Here is a 21,035-nt window from a genome sequence, read left to right as displayed (position 1 = left end):
GGAGACGGGAACCATGTCAGCCTGCGTCCCCACCCGCCCATCCGATTCCCCCCGGCCCGAGCACGAGCCCCACAGCCCCCCGCCGTCCCGTCGCCGCTTCCGTATCGCGGGCGCCGATGTGTCGGCCTCGATCGCGGTCTTCCTGATCGCACTGCCCCTGTCCCTCGGCATCGCCCTCGCCACCGGCGCACCCCTCCAGGCCGGGCTGGTCGCCGCCGCCGTGGGCGGGCTCGTCGTCGGACGCCTCGGTGGCGCCCCGCTCCAGGTCAGCGGCCCAGCGGCCGGCCTGACGGTGGTCACCGCCGATCTCATCCAGCGCTACGGCTGGCGTGCGACCTGCGCCATCACCGTGCTCGCCGGTCTCGCCCAACTCGGCCTGGGCTTCCTGCGCGTGGCGCGCTCCGCGCTCGCCGTGAGCCCCGCCATCGTGCACGGCATGCTCGCCGGCATCGGCGCCACCATCGCCGTCGCCCAACTGCACATCGTCCTCGGCGGAACCCCGCACAGCTCGGTCGTCGACAACGTGCGCGAACTTCCCTCCCAGCTGGCCGACCCGCATCCCACCGCCCTGTCCATGAGCGCCCTGACCCTGGCCGTTCTGCTGGTCTGGCCGCGGATTCCGGGCCGGGCGGGCCGAGTCGTACGACTGCTGCCGGCGCCCCTCGCCGCGGTGGCGACGGCGACGGCGGTGGCCGCCCTGGCCGGGTTGCGGCTGCCCCGGGTCGACCTGCCCTCGTGGAGCAGTCACGCCCTGGCCGGGCTGCCGGAAGGCCCGGTGCTCGGGATCGTCGCCGCCGTCCTGACCATCACCCTGGTCGGCGGAGTGGAGTCGCTGCTGTCCGCGGTGGCCGTGGACAAGCTGGCCGCCGCCCGGACTCAGGCGCCGCCCGTGCCACGCGCCGACCTCGACCGGGAGCTGCGCGGCCAGGGCGCCGCCAATATCGTCTCGGGCGCGCTCGGCGGACTGCCGGTCACCGGGGTCGCGGTGCGCAGCGCGGCGAATGTCCAATCCGGTGCCGTGAGCCGGAACTCCACGATGCTGCACGGCGTTTTCGTAGTAGTCGCCGCGCTGCTGATGGTCCCGATCCTGGAGCTCATCCCGCTCGCCTCGCTCGCCGCCCTGGTGATGGCCGTCGGCATCCAGATGGTGTCCCTGCACCACATCCGCACGGTGACCCGCCACCGAGAAGTGCTGGTGTACGCCGTCACCACACTCGGCGTGGTGCTCCTCGGCGTCCTGGAGGGCGTGGCCCTGGGGATCGCCATGGCCGTCGCCGTCGCCCTGCACCGCCTCACCCGCACACGCATCACGCACGAAGACAAGGAAGGAGTCCATCACGTCCATGTACGAGGGCAGTTGACGTTCCTCGCGGTGCCGCGGCTCAGCCGCGCCCTGCATCTCGTGCCCCAAGGGGCCCATGTCGTCGTCGAGTTGGACGGCTCCTTCATGGACCATGCGGCGTACGAGTCACTGCAGGACTGGCAGAACGCGCACACCGCGCACGGCGGCACCGTCGAGGTGAGCGGCCGTCGCACCGGGGTCCGGATCGCCGAGCCCGTCGGCACCAGTAGCGGTGAGCAGGCCGGCTGCCGTTGCCGTCCCTGGACACCCTGGCGCAACCACCAGTGCGAACCCCCGCGGTCCGCGGCCACGCCCGGCGGGCAGCCGACCGGCCTCGCCGAAACGGTCGAGACCGGGCCCAGCGGCCATGAACTGGCCCGTGGCATCGACGCGTTCCACCGCAACACCGCGCCCCTGGTGCGGGGCGAGCTGGCCCGGCTGGCGCGCGAGGGACAGCAGCCGGTTCAGCTCTTCCTCACCTGCGCCGACTCACGGCTGGTCACGTCGATGATCACCTCCAGTGGTCCGGGCGATCTGTTCGTGGTGCGCAATGTGGGCAACCTCGTGCCGCCCCCCGGTCAGGAGAGCGGAGACGACTCGGTGGCGGCGGCGATCGAGTACGCGGTGGAGGTGCTGAAGGTGCGGTCCATCACGGTGTGCGGGCACTCCGGGTGCGGAGCCATGCAGGCGCTGCTCGACTCCGAGGCCGGTGACGTCCAGACGCCGCTCAAGCGGTGGCTGCGGCACGGGGTACCCAGCCTGGAGCGGATGGCCGACGACAGCCGCCCCTGGGCCCGGCTGGCCGGACGCCGGCCCGCCGACGCGGTCGAGCAGCTCTGCCTGACCAATGTGGTCCAGCAGTTGGAGCACCTGCGCGCCCACGAGTCGGTGAGCCGCGCCCTGCGCGAGGGCTCGCTGGAGTTGCACGGGATGTACTTCCACGTGGGCGAGGCGCAGGCGTACCTGCTCTCCGCGTCGGACGAGGGCGAGGTGTTCGGCTGGGTGGGGGCGGCGGACGTGTCGGCGTGACCAGCGATGTGAGAGGCGTTACACCATCTGAACTCGCCGGACCCGCCGTCCGTGGGAAGGGATGACCCCGGCCACCGGAAGTCCACTACGGAACCGGTGCCGACAGGTCTAAACCAATTTCCGGTCGACCCTTGTCATCCGGCCCCCCGGTCTGATGAGCTGTGGCCTGGGACACAACGGACACCCTGGGAAAGGGAGATGTCGTGAGCAACGAAAGCCTGGCCAACCTCTTGAAAGAGGAGCGACGCTTCGCGCCGCCCGCTGACCTGGCCGCGAACGCCAATGTCACGGCGGAGGCGTACGAACAGGCCAAGGCTGACCGGCTCGGCTTCTGGGCCACGCAGGCCCGGCGGCTGACCTGGGCCAAGGAGCCGACCGAGACACTGGACTGGTCGAACCCGCCGTTCGCCAAGTGGTTCAAGGACGGCGAGCTGAACGTCGCGTACAACTGCGTCGACCGGCATGTCGAGGCGGGACACGGCGACCGGGTCGCCATCCACTTCGAGGGAGAGCCCGGCGACAGCCGCGCCATCACCTACGCCGAGTTGAAGGACGAGGTCTCCAAGGCCGCGGGCGCCCTGCTGGAGCTGGGTGTGCGCAAGGGCGACCGGGTCGCCGTCTATATGCCGATGATCCCCGAGACCGCGATCGCGATGCTGGCGTGCGCCCGGATCGGCGCCGCGCACTCCGTGGTCTTCGGCGGCTTCTCGGCGGACGCGCTCGCGACCCGTATCCAGGACGCGGACGCCAAGGTCGTCATCACGTCCGACGGCGGCTACCGGCGCGGCAAGCCGTCCGCGCTGAAGCCGGCCGTCGACGAGGCGGTCACCAAGGCGGGCAACGTCGAGCATGTGCTCGTGGTCCGCCGTACGGGCCAGGAGGTCGCCTGGAACGACGAGTTGGACGTGTGGTGGCACGAGATCGTCGACCGGCAGTCCGCCGAGCACACACCGGAACCCTTCGAGGCCGAGCAGCCGCTGTTCATCCTCTACACGTCCGGTACGACGGGTAAGCCGAAGGGCATCCTGCACACCTCGGGCGGCTACCTCACGCAGGCCGCGTACACCCACCACGCCGTCTTCGACCTCAAGCCGGAGACGGACGTGTACTGGTGCACGGCCGACGTCGGCTGGGTCACCGGGCACTCGTACATCGTCTACGGGCCGCTGGCCAACGGCGCGACGCAGGTGATGTACGAGGGCACGCCGGACACCCCGCACCAGGGGCGGTTCTGGGAGATCGTGCAGAAGTACGGGGTGACGATCCTGTACACGGCGCCGACCGCGATCCGTACGTTCATGAAGTGGGGCGACGACATCCCCGCGAAGTTCGATCTCTCCTCCCTCCGTGTCCTCGGCTCGGTCGGTGAGCCCATCAACCCCGAGGCCTGGATCTGGTACCGCAAGCACATCGGGGCCGACCGGACGCCGATCGTGGACACCTGGTGGCAGACCGAGACCGGCGCGATGATGATCTCGCCGCTGCCGGGCGTCACGGAGACCAAGCCGGGTTCCGCTCAGGTCCCGCTGCCCGGTATCTCCGCGACCGTCGTCGACGACGAGGCGCGGGAGGTGCCCAACGGCGGCGGTGGCTATCTGGTGCTCACCGAGCCGTGGCCGTCGATGCTGCGCACCATCTGGGGTGACGACCAGAGGTTCCTCGACACGTACTGGTCGCGGTTCGAGGGCAAGTACTTCGCCGGTGACGGGGCCAAGAAGGACGACGACGGTGACATCTGGCTGCTCGGCCGGGTGGACGACGTCATGCTCGTGTCCGGGCACAACATCTCCACGACCGAGGTGGAGTCGGCGCTCGTCTCGCATCCGTCGGTCGCCGAGGCGGCCGTCGTCGGTGCGGCCGACGAGACGACCGGGCAGGCCATCGTCGCCTTCGTGATCCTCCGCGGCACGGCGTCGGAGACCGAGCACCTCGTCGCCGACCTGCAGGGCCACGTCAGCGCCGCCCTCGGCCCCATCGCCAAGCCGAAGCGGATCCTGCCGGTCGCGGAGCTGCCGAAGACCCGCTCCGGCAAGATCATGCGCCGCCTGCTGCGGGACGTGGCGGAGAACCGTCAGCTCGGCGATGTCACCACGCTGACCGACTCGACGGTCATGGACCTCATCCAGGCGAAGCTTCCGGCGGCGCCGAGCGAGGACTGAGCAAGCCCTCAAGGGGCACCCGGCGACAAGCGCGCCGGGTGCCCCTTTTGCGTTTAACGTGAAGATCCCCCGACGAGCCCGGCCGCATCTTAGGTAAGCTAAGCAAACCGTCAAGAACATAACAACGAATCAAGGTGCGCCGGGAAGTCTGGTCGGCATGTGTTCCGTCCTGCCCACCGACCGGAGGTCTCCTCGTGGCCGCGCCCGCCCGCAACAGGGAAAACGCCAGCACCCGCAAGGTTTTCGGACGTCTGTCCCTGCCCGAGCGAACCTTCGTGGCGGACGCGCTGCGCGCCGAGACGGTCGGCGGTGTGCTGCTGCTCCTCGCCGCGATCGCCGCGCTGATCTGGGCGAACATACCCGCGCTGCACGACAGCTACGAGAGCGTCAGCCACTACCACCTCGGACCCGAGGCGCTCGGCCTGAACCTGTCGATCGCGCACTGGGCGGCCGACGGACTGCTCGCGATCTTCTTCTTCGTCGCCGGTATCGAGCTCAAGCGTGAGCTGGTCGCCGGTGATCTGCGCGACCCCAAGGCCGCCGTGCTGCCCGTCGTCGCGGCCCTGTGCGGGATGGCCGTACCGGCGCTCGTCTACACCCTCACCAACGTCACCGGCGGCGGCTCGCTGGCGGGCTGGGCCGTGCCCACCGCCACCGACATCGCCTTCGCACTGGCGGTGCTCGCGGTCATCGGTACGTCCCTGCCGAGCGCCCTGCGCGCCTTCCTTCTGACCCTCGCCGTCGTCGACGACCTGTTCGCGATCCTGATCATCGCGGTCTTCTTCACCGACACCCTCGACTTCGCCGCGCTCGGCGGCGCCGTCGTCGGCCTGCTCGTCTTCTGGCTGCTGCTGCGCAAGGGCGTCCGCGGCTGGTACCTCTACGTCCCGCTCGCCCTCGTCATCTGGGGGCTGATGTACAACAGCGGCATCCACGCCACGATCGCGGGCGTCGCGATGGGCCTGATGCTGCGCTGCCACCGCCACGAAGGCGAGGACCACTCCCCCGGCGAGCGCATCGAGCACCTCGTACGGCCGCTGTCGGCAGGCCTCGCTGTGCCGCTGTTCGCGCTGTTCAGCGCCGGTGTCTCCCTTTCGGGGGGCGCCCTGGGCGACGTATTCGCCCAGCCGGAGACGCTCGGCGTGGTGCTGGGTCTGGTCGTCGGCAAGGCGGTCGGCATCTTCGGGGGTACGTGGCTGACGGCACGTTTCACCAGGGCGTCGCTCAGTGATGACCTCGCCTGGCCGGACGTGTTCGCGGTGGCCTCACTGGCCGGCATCGGGTTCACCGTCTCGCTGCTGATCGGCGAGCTCGCCTTCGACGGCGACACGGTACTGACCGGCGAGATCAAGGCCGCGGTGCTGCTGGGCTCGCTCATCTCGGCGGCTCTGGCGACCGTCCTGCTGAAGGTACGGAACGCCAAGTACCGCAAGATGTGCGAGGACGAGGAGCGCGACGACGACCTCGACGGCATCCCGGACATCTACGAGGAGGACGACCCGGCGTACCACCTGCGGATGGCCGGCATCTACGAGCGCAAGGCCGCCGAGCACCGCCGGATCGCCGAGCTGATGACCGCGGAGAACGGCTCCGGCATGCCGAAGTGACGACCGGGGCAGGCGACGGGGACGACGGTCCGGCATGATCTGACGGGACGGTACAAAATGACCGTCGAAAAGAAGTCAGGCAGGAGAGGGAGACCGCGATGAGCGCACCCGACGGCAGCCCGGTCGGTACCGAACGCAGCATCGGCCAGCTGTTCGCCTCGGCGACCACCGAGATGTCCGCGCTGGTGCACGACGAGATCGCGCTGGCCAAGGCGCAGCTCAAGCAGGACGTCAAGCGCGGGGCGATGAGCGGCGGCGCGTTCTCGGTGGCCGCCGGCGTGCTGGTGTTCTCCCTTCCGATGCTGAACTTCGCGCTCGCGTACGGCATCCGGACCTGGAGCGACTGGAATCTCGCGATCTGCTTCCTGCTGTCCTTCGCGGCGAACGTGCTGATCGCGCTCGTCCTGGCGCTGATCGGCGTCGTCTTCGCGAAGAAGGCCAAGAAGGGCAAGGGTCCGCAGAAGGTCGCGGCGTCCGTGAAGGAGACGGCGGTCGTCCTGCAGAAGGCCAAGCCGCACCCGCGTGCCGAACTGCCGCAGGACCGGGTCCCGGAGGCCATCGAAGCTGTGGCACGCTCGTCGTCATGACCGACCCTTCGGCGCAGCCCGCCTCTGTCGTACGGCCGGACGGTCCCTGGACACACCGGGAAGTGGCCGCCAATGGCGCGCGCTTCCACATCGCCGAGATGGGCGACGGGCCGCTGGTGCTGCTGCTGCACGGCTTCCCGCAGTTCTGGTGGACCTGGCGGCACCAGCTGGTCGACCTCGCCGACGCCGGGTTCCGGGCCGTCGCGATGGACCTGCGGGGCGTCGGCGGCAGCGACCGTACGCCCCGGGGTTACGACCCGGGCAACCTCGCCCTCGACGTCACGGGCGTCGTACGGTCGCTCGGCGAGCCGGACGCCGCGCTCGTCGGGCACGACCTGGGCGGCTATATCGCGTGGACGGCGGCCGTGATGCGCCCGAAGCTCGTACGGCGGCTCGCGGTCACCTCGATGCCCCATCCGCGGCGCTGGCGGGCCGCCATGCTCTCCGACGTCCGGCAGACGGCCGCGGGCTCGTACATCTGGGGGTTCCAGCGGCCCTGGATCCCGGAGCGGCAGCTCATCGCGGACGACGGGGCGCTGGTCGCCCGGCTGATGCGGGACTGGTCGGGGCCGAGCCTGCCGGACGACAAGGCGGTGGACACGTACCAGCGCGCCATGTGCATCCCGTCGACCGCGCACTGCTCGATCGAGCCGTACCGGTGGATGGTGCGGTCCCTCGCCCGCCTGGACGGCGTCCAGTTCAACCGGCGGATGAAGCGGCCCGTCCGGGTACCGACGCTCCATCTCCATGGCTCCCTGGACCCGGTGATGCGGACCCGCAGCGCGGCCGGCTCCGGAGAGTACGTCGAAGCCCCGTACCGCTGGCGCCTGTTCGACGGTCTCGGCCACTTCCCGCACGAGGAGGATCCGGTCGCCTTTTCGACCGAACTGATCAGCTGGCTGAAGGATCCCGAACCCGATCGGTGACCGTGTCGACGCGCGCCGTGTCGCCCGTTCGGAACAACCGTCCTACGAACAGCCAAATGCCTGGCGCATAGGCCAATTGGGGGGCGTGGGGGCGGTTATCGACCTTGGGGCAGGGGCACACGTCGGGGTATGGGCTGGACGCACGACTACAGTGACGCAGCACGCAATCGACGCTCGGGCAACGCCTTGAGCTCTCACCAGCGAGGCACCCCGCAGCTGCCGGGCACCGACCTCCGCGTGGGCATCCCGCACATCCTGCGCCGCCGGGCCCGCTGGGTCTCCGTACGGCTGCGTCATACGCGCGGCTGAGCTCCGTACGGCCTACAGAGCGCAGTCGTCGCTGTCCACCCGCTGGTTCGCGGTGCGCCCCTTGGCGATGTCCTCCTGGATCTCGTCCGCGGTGAGCGCGTACCCCGTCTCGGCGTCGTCGAGGGACTTGGCGAAGACCACGCCGTACACCTGGCCTTCAGGGGTGAGCAGCGGGCCGCCGGAGTTGCCCTGGCGGACGGTCGCGTACAGGGAGTAGACGTCGCGGCTGACGGTGCCGCGGTGGTAGATGTCCGCTCCGCTGGCCGTGATGCGCCCGCGGACGCGCGCGGACCGCACGTCGTACGCCCCGTTCTCCGGGAAGCCGGCGACGATCGCGCTGTCCCCGCTGCCGGCGTCCTCGGTGGTGAACTTGAGCGCCGGAGCGTCCAGATCGGGTACGTCGAGTACGGCGATGTCGCGCTCCCAGTCGTAGAGGACGACCGTCGCGTCGTACTTCCTGCCCTCGCCGCCTATCTGGATGGTGGGCTCGTCGACGCCGCCGACGACATGCGCGTTGGTCATGACGCGGCGGTCGGAGAAGACGAAGCCGGTGCCTTCGAGGACCTTGCTGCAACTCTCGGCGGTGCCCATGACCTTGACGATGGAGCGCTGGGCGCGGGCGGCGACGGCGCTGCCGGCGAGGGCCGGGTCCGGGGGCGCGACCTCCTTGATCGGCTCGTTCGAGAACGGGCTGAAGACCTGCGGGAAGCCGTTCTGCGCGAGGACCGAGGTGAAGTCCTTGAACCAGGTGTCGGCCTGGGTGGGCAGCGCCTCCGACACCCCCAGCAGCACCTTGGAGTTGCGGACCTCCTTGCCCAGCGTGGGCAGCGTGGTCTGCGCGAGGGCGGAGCCGATGAGCCAGGCGACCAGGAGCATCGCCACGACGTTGACGAGCGCGCCACCGGTCGCGTCCAGGGCGCGGGCCGGGGACCAGGTGATGTACCGGCGCAGCTTGTTGCCGAGGTGGGTGGTGAGCGCCTGGCCGACGGAGGCGCAGACGATGACGACGACGACCGCGACGACGGCGGCGGTGGTGCCGACCTCGGAATTGTCGGTCAGCGCGTCCCAGATGACGGGCAGCACATAGACCGCGACGAGACCGCCGCCCAGGAAGCCGATCACCGACAGGATGCCGACGACGAAGCCCTGGCGATAGCCGACGATCGCGAACCACACGGCGGCGACCAGCAACAGGATGTCCAGCACGTTCACCGCTTCTAGCCTCGCCTCATCACGTCGCGGTCCCCACGGTCGGCTTCGGGGGTCCACCCTGCCGCGCAGCGGCGATCGAACACAGCGTTCCCCCCGGGTAGACACAACACGGCGCCCACCTTGTCATGACCGCCAGTCGAGCGGGACCTGCTTCTCGCGGTCCCATGGTCGCTCCCAGCCCGCGTAGTGCAGCAGGCGGTCGATGATCCCTGCCGTGAAGCCCCACACCAGGGCAGATTCGACCAGAAATGCCGGACCTCGGTGACCGCTGGGGTGGACGGTGGTGGCGCGGTGGGCGGGATCCGTGAGATCCGCCACGGGAACGGTGAAGACGCGCGCGGTCTCGTTCGGATCGACCACCCCGACCGGGGTCGGCTCGCGCCACCAGCCCAGCACCGGGGTCACGACGAAGCTGCTGACCGGGATGTACAGCTTGGGCAGCACGCCGAAGAGCTGGACCCCGGCCGGATCGAGGCCGGTCTCCTCCTCGGCCTCGCGGAGAGCGGCCCGCAGCGGCCCGTCGGCCTTCGGGTCGCCGTCCTCGGGGTCGAGGGCACCGCCCGGGAAGGACGGCTGCCCGGCGTGCGAGCGCAGCGAACTGGCCCGCTCCATCAGCAGCAGCTCGGGACCGCGCTCGCCCTCACCGAACAGGATCAGTACGGCGGACTGGCGCCCCGCGCCGTTCTCCGGCGGCAGGAAGCGGCTCAGCTGGAGCGGCTGCACCGTCTCCACCGCGTGCACCACCGGATCGAGCCAGCCGGGCAGGCCCTCCTTGCTGAGCGCCACCGGGCCGCCCTGTGTATCGCTTGCGCGCGTCATCGCCACCCCCGTCGTCCTGCACTGCCCAACGCCGGACGGCACCGAGATCGTTCCTGAGGACTCATCCGGCCCCCAGCGGCGGCGCCGGCTTGCCGCCCGCGTCCAGATACGCCTGCGGAGGCTTCAGGCGCTGGCCCGGGAAGCCGCCCTTCTCGTACTTGAGCAGCTTCTTCGCCTTCTCCGGGTCCGTCTCGCCCTCGCCGTACGCCGGGCAGAGCGGGGCGATGGGGCAGGCGCCGCAGGCGGGCTTGCGGGCGTGGCAGATGCGGCGGCCGTGGAAGATCACGTGGTGCGAGAGCATCGTCCAGTCGCTCTTGGGGAACAGCGCGGCGACATCGGCCTCGATCTTGTCCGGCTCGGTCGCGTCGGTCCACCGCCAGCGCCGCACCAGCCGCTGGAAGTGCGTGTCCACGGTGAGGCCGGGGCGGCCGAAGGCGTTGCCGAGCACGACGAACGCGGTCTTGCGGCCCACGCCGGGGAGCTTGACGAGGTCTTCGAGCCGGCCGGGGACCTCGCCGCCGAAGTCCGCCACGAGGGCCTTCGACAGCCCCATCACCGACTTGGTCTTGGCCCGGAAGAAGCCGGTCGGGCGAAGGATCTCCTCGACCTCCTCCGGGTTGGCGGCCGCCAGGTCCTCGGGCGTCGGGTACTTGGCGAAGAGCGCCGGGGTGGTCTGGTTGACGCGGAGGTCGGTGGTCTGGGCGGACAGCACGGTGGCCACCAGCAGTTGGAAGGGGTTCTCGAAGTCCAGCTCGGGGTGGGCGTACGGGTAGACCTCGGCGAGCTCGCGGTTGATCCGGCGGGCCCGGCGGACGAGGGCGGTGCGGGACTCCTCCTTCGTAGGCTTCGAAACCTGCGGAGGCTTCGAAGCCGCCTTCTTCACCGCGGCCGTCTTTTTCACAGGCTTCTTCACAGGCTCCTTTGTCACTTTTGCCGCTTTCTTTCCGCCGGTGGGGATCTGTTCGCCCACAGCAGAATCCCGACGTGCAACCACCCGTCCAGCCCCCTTGGCCTGTGCTCTCACCGGCGATTTGGACACCCGGCCAGCCTAAAGCCCGGCACTGACATCCGCCCCGGACCCGGGAGATCGGCCCCCGATTGGACCCCTGCCGCGTACCTCGGCACACCTGTGCGGCATCCTTGTGACAGATCACACTGTTTGGACCGTCCGGCAAAATGGGGAGCACGGTCCCCTGGTACGTGGGGGAGTGATCCCCTGAGCAGGTCGACAAGGAGAGAACTCGTGGACGACGTTCTGCGGCGCAATCCGCTCTTCGCGGCGCTCGATGACGAGCAGTCCGCGGAGCTGCGCGCCTCCATGAGTGAGGTGACCCTCGCACGTGGCGACTCCCTGTTCCACGAGGGCGACCCGGGCGACCGGCTCTATGTCGTCACCGAGGGCAAGGTCAAGCTCCACCGCACCTCGCCCGACGGCCGCGAGAACATGCTGGCCGTCGTCGGCCCCGGCGAGCTCATCGGCGAACTGTCGCTCTTCGACCCGGGCCCGCGCACGGCGACCGCCACCGCGCTGACCGAGGTCAAGCTGCTGGGCCTGGGCCACGGCGACCTCCAGCCCTGGCTGAACGCCCGCCCCGAGGTGGCCACCGCGCTGCTGCGCGCCGTCGCCCGCCGGCTGCGCAAGACCAACGACCAGATGTCCGACCTGGTCTTCTCCGACGTCCCCGGCCGTGTCGCGCGCGCCCTGCTGGACCTCTCCCGCCGCTTCGGCGTGCAGTCCGAAGAGGGCATCCACGTCGTCCACGACCTCACGCAGGAGGAGCTGGCCCAGCTGGTCGGCGCCTCCCGCGAGACGGTCAACAAGGCGCTCGCCGACTTCGCCCAGCGCGGATGGCTCCGCCTCGAGGCACGCGCGGTGATCCTGCTGGACGTGGAGCGGCTCGCCAAGCGCTCGCGGTAGCCACCTCGTTGACGACGTTCAGGGGGCTCGACTCCCTCGGCTTCATCGAGCGTGAGGGCTCTCTCGGGCAGGTCCCGCCCGCCTTCCGTCCCGTCGTCGCCGCCACCCGGGACCGCGTGCTCGATCTCTTCGGGGCGCGGTTGGACAGCGCGTACCTCTACGGGTCGATTCCGCGGGGCACCGCGCGCGTGGGGCGCAGCGATCTGGATCTGCTCGCCGTGCTGCGCGAGGAGCCCGGTGCCGCGGACCGGGAGGGCGCGCGGACGCTGGGTGAGGCGGTCGACAAGGAGTTTCCGCAGGTCGACGGGGTCGGGATCCTGCTGGTCAGCCAGGCACAGGTACTGAGCGAGCCGGAGCGGTACGACCTGGGGTGGTTCGTCGCGTGCCTGTGCACGCCGCTGCTCGGCGAGGATCTCGCCGAGTACCTGCCGCGCTACCGGCCCGACTCGCTGCTCGCCCGCGAGACCAACGGCGACCTCGCCCTGCTCCTCCCCCGCTGGCGCGAACGGATCGCCGCGGCCGACTCCGCCGACGAGGCCCGGCGGCCCCTCGTACGCCTCATGTCCCGCCGCCTCGTCCGCACCGGCTTCACGCTCGTGATGCCGCGCTGGAACGGCTGGACGAGCGATCTGGCCGACATGGCCGAGGCGTTCGCCGCGTACTACCCCGCGCGCGGAGAGCAGATGCGGGCCGCCGCCGTCCTCGGGTACGAGCCCACCGGCGAGCGCGAAGTCCTGGTGTCGTACGTCGCCGACATCGGCCCATGGCTCGCCGAGGAGTACGCGCGCGTGCACGGCGTCAAAGCGCCCCGGCCCAACCCCTAGATGAGGCCGTGCTCCTCCAGATAGTCCAGCTGGGCCCGTACCGACAACTCCGCCGCGGGCCACAGGGACCGGTCCACGTCCGCGTACACATGGGCGACGACCTCCGACGGCGTGCGGTGGCCGTTCTCCACGGCCGTCTCGATCTGGGCGAGACGGTGGGCACGGTGGGCGAGATAGAACTCCACGGCGCCCTGGGCGTCCTCCAGGACCGGTCCATGGCCCGGCAGGACGGTGTGGACGCCGTCGTCGACGGTGAGGGACCTCAGCCGTCGCAGGGAGTCCAGATAGTCGCCCAGACGGCCGTCGGGGTGCGCCACGACCGTCGTACCGCGGCCCAGGATCGTGTCGCCGGTCACGACCGCCCGGTCGGCCGGCAGATGGAAGCACAGGGAGTCCGAGGTGTGCCCGGGCGTCGGTACGACCCTCAGCTCCAGGCCGCCGACCGTGACCACGTCCCCGGCCGCCAGCCCCTCGTCGCCCAGCCGCAGCGCCGGATCCAGGGCCCGCACGTTCGTACCGGTCAGCTCGGCGAAACGGGCGGCGCCTTCGGCGTGGTCGGGGTGACCGTGTGTCAGCAGGGTCAGCGCGACGCGCTTGCCGGCCTTCTCGGCGGTGTCGAGGACGGTGCGCAGGTGGCTCTCGTCCAGGGGGCCCGGGTCGATCACCACGGCCAGTTCGGAGTCGGGCTCCGACAGCACCCACGTGTTGGTGCCGTCCAGGGTCATCGCCGAGGCGTTGGGCGCAAGGACGTTGACGGCCCGTGGGGTGGCGGGGCCCGAGAGGACCCCGCCCCTGGGCTGGCCGGGGAGGGCGGCTGCGTCGGTCATGCGGAGGTTCCTCCCGTCAGGCTGGGCAGCACGTCAGGTCGCCGGTCGGAGGCCGGCGCAGCGTCCCGAAGCCTGCGGAGCAGTGCGAGGGGCGCACGAGGAATTGGGTCCCCGCCCCTCGGCTGGCCGGGGAGGGCGGCTGCGTCCGTCATACGAGGGGATCCTCCGGGGCGTACGGGGCGGCGGTCCGGTTCAGGGGAGGGGTCATGCTTCAGGCCCCGCCCGTGGGGATGTGCTTCGTGAACTCGTCGTGGCCCGGCCAGGACAGCACGATCTCGTCGTCCTCGAGGCGGGCCTTGGCCAGGACAGGGGTCATGTCACGGCCGGGGGCGGCAGCGAGCGCCGCGGCGGCCGTGGCGTACGGGGACAGCTGGCGCAGGGTCGCGATGGTGGGCGGCATCATCAGCAGCTCGCCCTTGTCGTACGACGCGGCGGCGTCGGCCGGTGCCGTCCACACCGTGCGGTCGGCCTCCGTGGAGACGTTCCGGGTGCGCTGGCCCTTAGGGAGGGCCGCCACGAAGAACCAGGTGTCATAGCGACGTGGTTCGAACTCCGGGGTGATCCAGCGGGTCCAGGCGCCCAGCAGATCCGACCGGAGGACCAGGCCACGGCGCTCCAGAAACTCCGCGAAGGACAGATCCCGGGCGACCAGGGCGGCACGGTCCGCCTCCCAGTCGTCGCCGGTGGTGTCACCGACGACGGAGTCGGGCGTGAGGCCCGCGAGAAGGACGCCTGCCTCCTCGTACGTCTCCCGTACCGCCGCGCAGACGATCGCCTGGGCCTCCGTCGTCTCGTCGACGCCGAGCCTGTCCGCCCACCACGCGCGCGTGGGGCCCGCCCAGCGGATGTGGTGGTCGTCGTCGCGCGGGTCGACACCACCGCCCGGATACGCGTACGCGCCTCCGGCGAAGGCCATGGAGGCGCGTCTGCGCAGCATGTGGACGGCGGGGCCGGCGTCGGTGTCCTTCAGGAGCATGACGGTGGCCGCACGCCTCGGGGTGACCGGGGTGAGGGTTCCTTCCGCGAGGGCGCGGATCAGGGCCGGCCACTCCTGGGGATACCACTGCCCGTTTGCCATGGGCGGAGGGTATCCCGGGGTGGGCTGATGTTCGAGATGGACCCGGCGCCGTTACGGCACCAGCTCCACCTGGACCTCGACCTCCACCGGCGCGTCCAGCGGCAACACCGCCACGCCCACCGCGCTGCGCGCGTGCACGCCCTTGTCACCCAGGACCGCGCCGAGGAGTTCGCTCGCGCCGTTGAGGACACCCGGCTGGCCGGTGAAGTCCGAGGCCGAGGCGACGAAGCCGACGACCTTCACCACGCGCGCGATGCGATCCAGGTCACCCACGACGGACTTGACCGCGGCGAGGGCGTTCAGCGCGCACGTGCGGGCGAGCTCCTTGGCCTCCTCGGGCGTGACCTCCGCACCCACCTTGCCGGTGACCGGAAGCTTGCCGTCCACCATCGGGAGCTGGCCGGCGGTGTAGACGTACACACCACTCTGGACAGCCGGCTGGTACGCGGCGAGCGGCGGGACGACCTCCGGCAGGGTCAGGCCGAGCTCGGCCAGCTTCGTCTCGACCGCGCTCACTGCTTCTCCCGCTTCAGGTAGGCCACCAGCTGCTCGGGGTTGTTCGGCCCGGGCACGACCTGGACGAGCTCCCAGCCGTCCTCGCCCCAGGTGTCCAGAATCTGCTTCGTGGCGTGGACGAGCAGTGGCACGGTTGCGTATTCCCACTTGGTCATGGGGCCGACTGTATCCGCTGCCGCGCGAGGCCTCGCGCGCACGTTGTCCACAGCCTCCGGCGTACTCCGCCGGCCGTTTGGTTAGGCTCGAATATGTGAGCAGGCTCCAGGTCGTCAGCGGCAAGGGCGGAACCGGTAAGACCACGGTGGCCGCCGCACTCGCGTTGGCCCTCGCCACCGAGGGGAAGCGCACGCTTCTCGTCGAGGTCGAGGGTCGGCAGGGCATCGCACAGCTCTTCGAGACGGAGGCGCTCCCTTACGAGGAGCGCAAGATCGCCGTCGCTCCCGGGGGCGGGGAGGTGTACGCACTCGCCATCGACCCCGAACTGGCCCTGCTGGACTACCTCCAGATGTTCTACAAGCTGGGCGGCGCGGGCCGGGCCCTGAAGAAGCTTGGCGCCATCGACTTCGCCACCACCATCGCCCCGGGCCTGAGGGACGTACTCCTGACCGGCAAGGCATGCGAGGCCGTGCGCAGGAAGGACAAGGCCGGACGGTTCGTGTACGACTACGTCGTCATGGACGCGCCGCCCACCGGGCGCATCACCCGCTTCCTGAACGTCAACGACGAGGTGGCCGGGCTCGCGAAGATCGGCCCGATACACAATCAGGCGCAGGCCGTGATGCGGGTGCTGAAGTCCAAGGAGACGGCCGTCCACCTGGTGACGCTGCTCGAGGAGATGCCCGTACAGGAGACCGTGGACGGGATCTCCGAGCTGCGGGGAGCGCGGCTGCCGGTGGGGCGGATCATGGTGAACATGGTGCGGCCCGAGGTGCTGGACGCGGCCGACCTGGATCTCGTACGAGCCGTGCCGCGGACCTCGGTCGCCAGGTCGCTGTCCGCGGCCGGACTCGGCGGCGCGCGGCGCGGCGGGAACGCCGAGAAACTGGTCGATCCGCTGCTGACGCAGGCCGAGGAGTACGCCGAGCGGTACACGCTGGAGCACGAACAGCGGGCCGTCCTGAGCGAGCTGGGCCTGCCGCTGCATGAACTGCCGCTGCTCGCCGAGGGCATGGACCTGGCGGGCCTGTACGAACTGGCCACGGAGTTGCGGGAACAGGGGATGTCATGAGTCCGGACCACTCGGCCCACACGCACGACACCGCCCGCCACCACCTCTCCCCCGCGCGCATGCTCGACGTCGATCCGCTGATCGACGATCCGAAGACCCGCATCGTGGTGTGCTGCGGCTCGGGCGGGGTCGGCAAGACGACCACGGCGGCGGCGCTGGGGCTACGTGCCGCCGAGCGCGGCCGGAAGGTGGTCGTCCTCACCATCGACCCGGCCCGCCGGCTCGCCCAGTCCATGGGCATCGACTCCCTCGACAACGTCCCGCGCCGGGTGAAGGGCGTGGACGGCGAGGGCGAGTTGCACGCCATGATGCTCGACATGAAGCGCACCTTCGACGAGATCGTCGAGGCGCACGCGGACCCCGAGCGGGCGGCCGCGATCCTGGGCAACCCCTTCTACCAGTCGCTCTCGGCGGGCTTCGCGGGCACGCAGGAGTACATGGCGATGGAGAAGCTGGGGCAGCTGCGGGCGAAGGACGAGTGGGACCTGATCGTCGTCGACACGCCCCCGTCCCGTTCGGCGCTGGACTTCCTGGACGCGCCCAAGCGGCTCGGTTCCTTCCTGGACGGGCGGTTGATCCGGCTGCTGACGGCGCCGGCGAAGCTGGGCGGCCGCGCCGGGATGAAGTTCCTGAACGTCGGCATGTCGATGATGACCGGCACGCTCGGCAAGCTGCTGGGCGGTCAGCTGCTGAAGGACGTACAGACGTTCGTGGCGGCGATGGACACGACCTTCGGCGGGTTCCGCACGCGCGCGGACGCGACGTACAAGCTGCTGCAGGCGCCCGGGACGGCGTTCCTGGTGGTCGCGGCGCCTGAGCGGGACGCGCTGCGGGAGGCCGCCTACTTCGTGGAGCGGCTGGCCGCGGAGGACATGCCGCTGGCGGGTCTGGTGCTCAACCGGGTCCACGGCAGCGGCGCCACCCGGCTGTCGGCCGAGCGGGCGCTCGCAGCCGCGGAGAATCTTGATCTCGTGGGTGACCCCGCCGCGGAAAATCTTGAAGAGCCCCGCATTGTCGATCAGGAGGGCGGGAAAGCTGGACTTCGTAACTCTCCCGACCCGTACGGCAGTTCAGAATCTCCCGCTCCCGCAACACCAGCGCCGGCCGAAGGCTCCCCCGCCGATACCGCCGACCAGGACCCGGAGCGCTCCGTCGACCAGCTCACCGCAAGCCTGTTGAGGCTGCACGCCGAGCGCATGCAGCTGCTCTCCCGCGAGCAGCGCACGCGTGATCGCTTCACCGCACTCCACCCGGAGGTGGCGATGGCCGAAGTGGCCGCGCTGCCCGGCGACGTACACGACCTCGCGGGGCTGCGGGACATCGGGAACCGGCTCGCGGCCAACCGGCCGGAGCTGCCGAGCAGTGACTGAGGGAACCCCCTGAAGGGGTGGCTTCAGCCCACCGCCGCGTAGTTCTCGTACACCTCGTCGTCGTCGAGGGGCAGAATGCCGGCCCCCCGCTCGTACTCCGTCCGCGCGGTCTCCAGCAGTCGGCGCCAGGAGGTCACGGTGGGCCGCCTGCGCAGCAGTGCGCGGCGCTCCCGCTCGGTCATTCCTCCCCACACGCCGAACTCGACGCGGTTGTCCAGCGCATCGGCCAGGCACTCGGTCCGCACCGGACATCCGGTGCACACCGCCTTGGCCCTGTTCTGCGCTGCTCCTTGAACGAACAGTTCGTCCGGATCGGTAGTGCGACAGGCCGCCTGCGCACTCCAGTCGGTTACCCAGCCCATACCGGCGCCGTCCTCTCCCGAATCGAGGCTCCCCCACGGCGGCAGCGGCATATTCACCGCCGCCAGTTGAGGACGTTACGGAAGGTGGGCACAGCGCAACACCCCCAGCGGGCCCAATCTTGAATGGCCCGAACGGACTATGGGTAAGCGGCAGATCACCCGGGGGAGTGAGGTGACGACATGCGTGATCATCCCGGCAAACCGGGACAGTTCTCCAGAGTCACAACGGACGCCGAGTGACACACAAGGCGGATTCGGGCACGCGCCTACAAAAAAGTTGGGCTACTTCCGGAACGATTCGGGGTCGCCGGACGTATTGATACGTGACCTCACTGCTGTGACAGTTGAGAGCAGCTTAGGCCAAGGCCTGTCGGCGTGTCCGGCGAATGAGAAGGTAGGCGGTCGGCGTTGCCATGCCGTGATCCGGACGGGCTCGGGACACTTGTGTGTACCCCTGTATGTGACGGGTTCGAACCTCTCGGGACCCACCGGTCCCTCGGATCGGACTCAAGTACGGATTAGGCTGCCCTCATGCGAAAGAAGCGCTCGGGTGGTGGGCTGTCGCCCACGCAGGAGGCCGCAAAGTTCCTCGGTGTCAGTGTGCTCGCGGGAGCTGTGCTGGCCGGCATCGCGCTGCCCGCGTTCGGCGCGCTGGGGCTGGCCGCGAAAGAATCGGTCGAGGGGTTCGACAAGATCCCGGCCAACCTCAAGCAGCCACCGCTGAGCCAGCGCACCACCATCCTCGACGCCAAGGGCGACCAGATCGCCACGGTCTACTCCCGTGACCGCACGGTGGTCGACCTCAAGCACATCTCGCCGTACATGCAGAAGGCGATCGTCGCGATCGAGGACTCGCGCTTCTACCAGCACGGCGCGATCGACCTTAAGGGCGTCCTGCGCGCGCTGAACCGGAACGCGCAGAGCGGCGGCGTCGCCGAGGGCGCGTCCACGCTCACCCAGCAGTATGTGAAGAACGTCTTCGTGGAGGAGGCCGGCGACGACCCGACGAAGGTCGCCCAGGCCACCCAGCAGACCCTCGGCCGCAAGATCAAGGAGCTGCAGTACGCGATCCAGGTCGAGGAGGAGCTCGGCAAGAAGAAGATCCTCGAGAACTACCTGAACATCACGTTCTTCGGCCAGCAGGCGTACGGCGTCGAGGCGGCCGCCCGGCGGTACTTCTCCAAGTCCGCCAAGGACCTCAACCTCCAGGAGTCGGCCCTCCTCGCCGGCATCGTCCAGTCCCCCAGCCGGTACGACCCCGTCAACGACGAGGCCGAGGCCACCAAGCGGCGCAACACCGTGCTGCAGCGCATGGCCGACGTCGGCGACGTCTCCCAGGCGGAGGCCGACAAGGCCAAGGAGGCACCGCTGGGGCTGAAGGTCAGCAAGCCGAAGAACGGGTGCATCACGGCGGTCAAGGGCGCCGGCTTCTTCTGCGACTACGTGCGCGAGGTGTTCCTGAGCGACAAGACCTTCGGCAAGACCAAGGAGGCCCGGGCGAAGGTCTGGAACCAGGGCGGTCTGACGATCCGTACGACGCTCGACCCGCAGGCCCAGGAGTCGGCCCAGCAGTCGATCAAGGATCACGTGTACAAGACCGACGAAGTGGCGACCGCCGCCACCATCGTCGAGCCGGGCACCGGCAAGATCCTGGCGATGGGCCAGTCGCGTCCGTACGGCTTCGGCAAGAACGAGACGCAGCTCAACCTCTCCGTGAACCGGGCGATGGGCGGCGGCGCGGGCTATCAGCCCGGTTCGACGTTCAAGCCGATCGTGGCGGCGGCCGCGCTGGAGGGCGGTATGCCGGCGAACAAGACGTATGCGGCGCCGTACGAGATGAACTACCCGAGCCCGATCCAACAGTGCGACGGCAAGGTCTACCGCAACGACGGGCCCGACCCGGTCAAGCTCACCAACGAGAACGAGACCGAGGTGGGCCCGTACTCCATGGAGGAAGCGACGGCGAAGTCCGTCAACACCTACTACGTGGAGATGATCGCCGACATCGGCACCTGCCCGGTGGTCGAGATGGCCAAGAAGATGGGCGTCCAGCGGGCGGACGGCGCGAAGATGGACCAGGGTCCGGCGATCGCCCTCGGCACCCAGGAGATGTCCCCGCTGACCATGGCCGCCGGTTACGCGACCTTCGCCTCGCGCGGGATGTACTGCACACCGGTCGCCATCGAGTCCATCAGCCAGCGGATCGGCGGAAAGACCAAGTCGCTCGACGTCCCGAAGTCGACCTGCTCGCGCGCCATGTCCGAGAACACGGCCGACACCATCAACACGCTGCTGCGAGGCGTGGTCGAGGACGGTACGGGTACCCAGGCCGGACTCGGCAGCCGGCCGAGCGCCGGTAAGACCGGTACGACGGACGAGCGTTACGCCGCCTGGTTCGTGGGCTACACGCCCAACATGGCCGGTGCCGTCTGGGTCGGCGACCCCGCGCACGACCGGCAGATGTCCGACATCACCATCGGCGGCGTCGATTACGACAAGGTGTTCGGTGGTGAGGTCCCCGGCCCCATCTGGCGGGACATGATGACCGGCGCGCTGGCGGACAAGGAAGCGCCCCCGTTCAACCTCGTCGACATCCCGGAGGCCGACACGGGCCGCGGCGACGGCGATGGCGACGGAGACGGCAATGGGAACGGCAACGACGACGGTGACAACGGCGACGAGAACGGCGGCCTCATCGGCGGTCTGATCGGTGGCGGCAACGGCGGCGCCGAACCGACGCCCTCCTTCTCCATCCCGGAGAACCTTTTCGAGGGGCAGGACGGCGGGAACAACGGGAACGGGAATGGGGGGAACTGGCCCTGACGGGGCCGGTAGTTCCGGTACGACGTGATGGGGGCGCCCCTTTTCGAAGAGGCGCCCCCATTGTCGTAAGGCCGCCGGGACAGCTGTCGCATGTCGCCG

At 69.9% G+C, this 21,035-nt stretch carries 19 protein-coding genes; 11 read left to right on the top strand and 8 right to left on the bottom strand.

Annotated features, from left to right (window positions below; translation table 11 throughout):
- Positions 1-13 precede the first annotated feature (13 nt).
- The 6 genes from AB0I98_RS20360 to AB0I98_RS20335 all read left to right on the top strand — a co-directional run bounded on the left by AB0I98_RS20360 (position 14) and on the right by AB0I98_RS20335 (position 7,959).
- Positions 14-2,371 carry a SulP family inorganic anion transporter gene (locus AB0I98_RS20360; RefSeq protein ID WP_362943568.1) on the top strand — a complete coding sequence of 786 codons (2,358 nt, stop codon included), beginning with the start codon at positions 14-16 and terminating at the stop codon, positions 2,369-2,371.
- 203 nt (positions 2,372-2,574) lie between these two features.
- Positions 2,575-4,530: an acetate--CoA ligase gene (gene acs, locus AB0I98_RS20355; RefSeq protein WP_362943565.1), complete on the top strand. Its 1,956-nt coding sequence runs from the start codon at positions 2,575-2,577 to the stop codon at positions 4,528-4,530.
- A 194-nt stretch (positions 4,531-4,724) separates the two neighbouring features.
- Positions 4,725-6,137: a Na+/H+ antiporter NhaA gene (nhaA, locus tag AB0I98_RS20350; RefSeq protein WP_362943562.1), complete on the top strand. Its 1,413-nt coding sequence runs from the start codon at positions 4,725-4,727 to the stop codon at positions 6,135-6,137.
- A gap of 98 nt (positions 6,138-6,235) precedes the next feature.
- Positions 6,236-6,724 (top strand): phage holin family protein, encoded by a 489-nt coding sequence (locus AB0I98_RS20345; protein ID WP_328359776.1) that lies wholly within the window; start codon positions 6,236-6,238, stop codon positions 6,722-6,724.
- A complete protein-coding gene (locus AB0I98_RS20340; RefSeq protein WP_362943559.1) occupies positions 6,721-7,650 on the top strand; it encodes an alpha/beta hydrolase in 930 nt (309 codons plus the stop codon). The genes AB0I98_RS20345 and AB0I98_RS20340 overlap by 4 nt, the downstream gene beginning before the upstream one ends.
- 129 nt (positions 7,651-7,779) lie before the next feature.
- On the top strand, positions 7,780-7,959 hold the full coding sequence (locus AB0I98_RS20335; protein WP_301982934.1) for a hypothetical protein: 180 nt from the start codon (positions 7,780-7,782) through the stop codon (positions 7,957-7,959).
- Between the two features lie 12 nt (positions 7,960-7,971).
- On the opposite strand, the gene AB0I98_RS20330 is transcribed toward AB0I98_RS20335, so the two are convergent.
- The 3 genes from AB0I98_RS20330 to nth all read right to left on the bottom strand — a co-directional run bounded on the left by AB0I98_RS20330 (position 7,972) and on the right by nth (position 10,948).
- Positions 7,972-9,171, bottom strand: a complete 1,200-nt coding sequence (locus AB0I98_RS20330) for a MarP family serine protease (RefSeq protein WP_362943556.1) — start codon at positions 9,169-9,171, stop codon at positions 7,972-7,974.
- A 123-nt stretch (positions 9,172-9,294) separates the two neighbouring features.
- Positions 9,295-9,990 (bottom strand): CoA pyrophosphatase, encoded by a 696-nt coding sequence (locus AB0I98_RS20325; protein WP_328359789.1) that lies wholly within the window; start codon positions 9,988-9,990, stop codon positions 9,295-9,297.
- A gap of 61 nt (positions 9,991-10,051) precedes the next feature.
- On the bottom strand, positions 10,052-10,948 hold the full coding sequence (nth, locus tag AB0I98_RS20320) for an endonuclease III (protein WP_362943655.1): 897 nt from the start codon (positions 10,946-10,948) through the stop codon (positions 10,052-10,054).
- A gap of 285 nt (positions 10,949-11,233) precedes the next feature.
- Here nth and AB0I98_RS20315 point away from each other — a divergent pair, with 285 nt between their 5' ends.
- Together AB0I98_RS20315 and AB0I98_RS20310 are read left to right on the top strand one after the other, a co-directional pair.
- Positions 11,234-11,908, top strand: coding sequence for a Crp/Fnr family transcriptional regulator (locus AB0I98_RS20315; protein ID WP_155056914.1), 675 nt, complete (start codon positions 11,234-11,236; stop codon positions 11,906-11,908).
- Positions 11,909-11,916: 8 nt separating this feature from the next.
- Positions 11,917-12,732, top strand: a complete 816-nt coding sequence (locus AB0I98_RS20310; protein WP_362943553.1) for a nucleotidyltransferase domain-containing protein — start codon at positions 11,917-11,919, stop codon at positions 12,730-12,732.
- Here AB0I98_RS20310 and AB0I98_RS20305 read toward each other — a convergent pair.
- The 4 genes from AB0I98_RS20305 to AB0I98_RS20290 all read right to left on the bottom strand — a co-directional run bounded on the left by AB0I98_RS20305 (position 12,729) and on the right by AB0I98_RS20290 (position 15,308).
- Positions 12,729-13,559, bottom strand: a complete 831-nt coding sequence (locus AB0I98_RS20305; protein WP_362943550.1) for an MBL fold metallo-hydrolase — start codon at positions 13,557-13,559, stop codon at positions 12,729-12,731. The genes AB0I98_RS20310 and AB0I98_RS20305 overlap by 4 nt on opposite strands.
- Positions 13,560-13,770: 211 nt before the next feature.
- The gene (locus AB0I98_RS20300) at positions 13,771-14,637 is read right to left on the bottom strand and encodes an NUDIX hydrolase (protein WP_362943547.1); all 867 of its coding nucleotides are present in this window, start codon (positions 14,635-14,637) and stop codon (positions 13,771-13,773) included.
- A 51-nt stretch (positions 14,638-14,688) separates the two neighbouring features.
- Complete coding sequence (locus AB0I98_RS20295; RefSeq protein WP_362943545.1) at positions 14,689-15,153, bottom strand: RidA family protein; 465 nt, start codon at positions 15,151-15,153, stop codon at positions 14,689-14,691.
- Positions 15,150-15,308: a DUF4177 domain-containing protein gene (locus tag AB0I98_RS20290; RefSeq protein WP_003991873.1), complete on the bottom strand. Its 159-nt coding sequence runs from the start codon at positions 15,306-15,308 to the stop codon at positions 15,150-15,152. The genes AB0I98_RS20295 and AB0I98_RS20290 overlap by 4 nt, the downstream gene beginning before the upstream one ends.
- 95 nt (positions 15,309-15,403) lie before the next feature.
- Here AB0I98_RS20290 and AB0I98_RS20285 point away from each other — a divergent pair, with 95 nt between their 5' ends.
- Positions 15,404-16,381: an ArsA-related P-loop ATPase gene (locus AB0I98_RS20285; protein WP_362943542.1), complete on the top strand. Its 978-nt coding sequence runs from the start codon at positions 15,404-15,406 to the stop codon at positions 16,379-16,381.
- Complete coding sequence (locus AB0I98_RS20280) at positions 16,378-17,751, top strand: ArsA family ATPase (protein ID WP_362943539.1); 1,374 nt, start codon at positions 16,378-16,380, stop codon at positions 17,749-17,751. The genes AB0I98_RS20285 and AB0I98_RS20280 overlap by 4 nt, the downstream gene beginning before the upstream one ends.
- 23 nt (positions 17,752-17,774) lie before the next feature.
- Here AB0I98_RS20280 and wblA read toward each other — a convergent pair whose 3' ends face one another.
- Entirely contained in the window at positions 17,775-18,113 is a 339-nt protein-coding gene (gene wblA, locus AB0I98_RS20275) for a transcriptional regulator WblA (RefSeq protein ID WP_362943536.1), read from the bottom strand.
- 531 nt (positions 18,114-18,644) lie between these two features.
- On the opposite strand from wblA, the gene AB0I98_RS20270 reads away from it, so the two are divergent.
- The gene (locus AB0I98_RS20270) at positions 18,645-20,936 is read left to right on the top strand and encodes a transglycosylase domain-containing protein (RefSeq protein ID WP_362943533.1); all 2,292 of its coding nucleotides are present in this window, start codon (positions 18,645-18,647) and stop codon (positions 20,934-20,936) included.
- Positions 20,937-21,035 lie beyond the last annotated feature (99 nt).

The organism is Streptomyces sp. NPDC050211 (genome assembly GCF_040656035.1).
GTDB lineage: Bacteria > Actinomycetota > Actinomycetes > Streptomycetales > Streptomycetaceae > Streptomyces.
The sequence above is the reverse complement of the archived record's forward strand: the minus strand, read 5'-3'. Positions and strand labels throughout refer to the sequence as shown.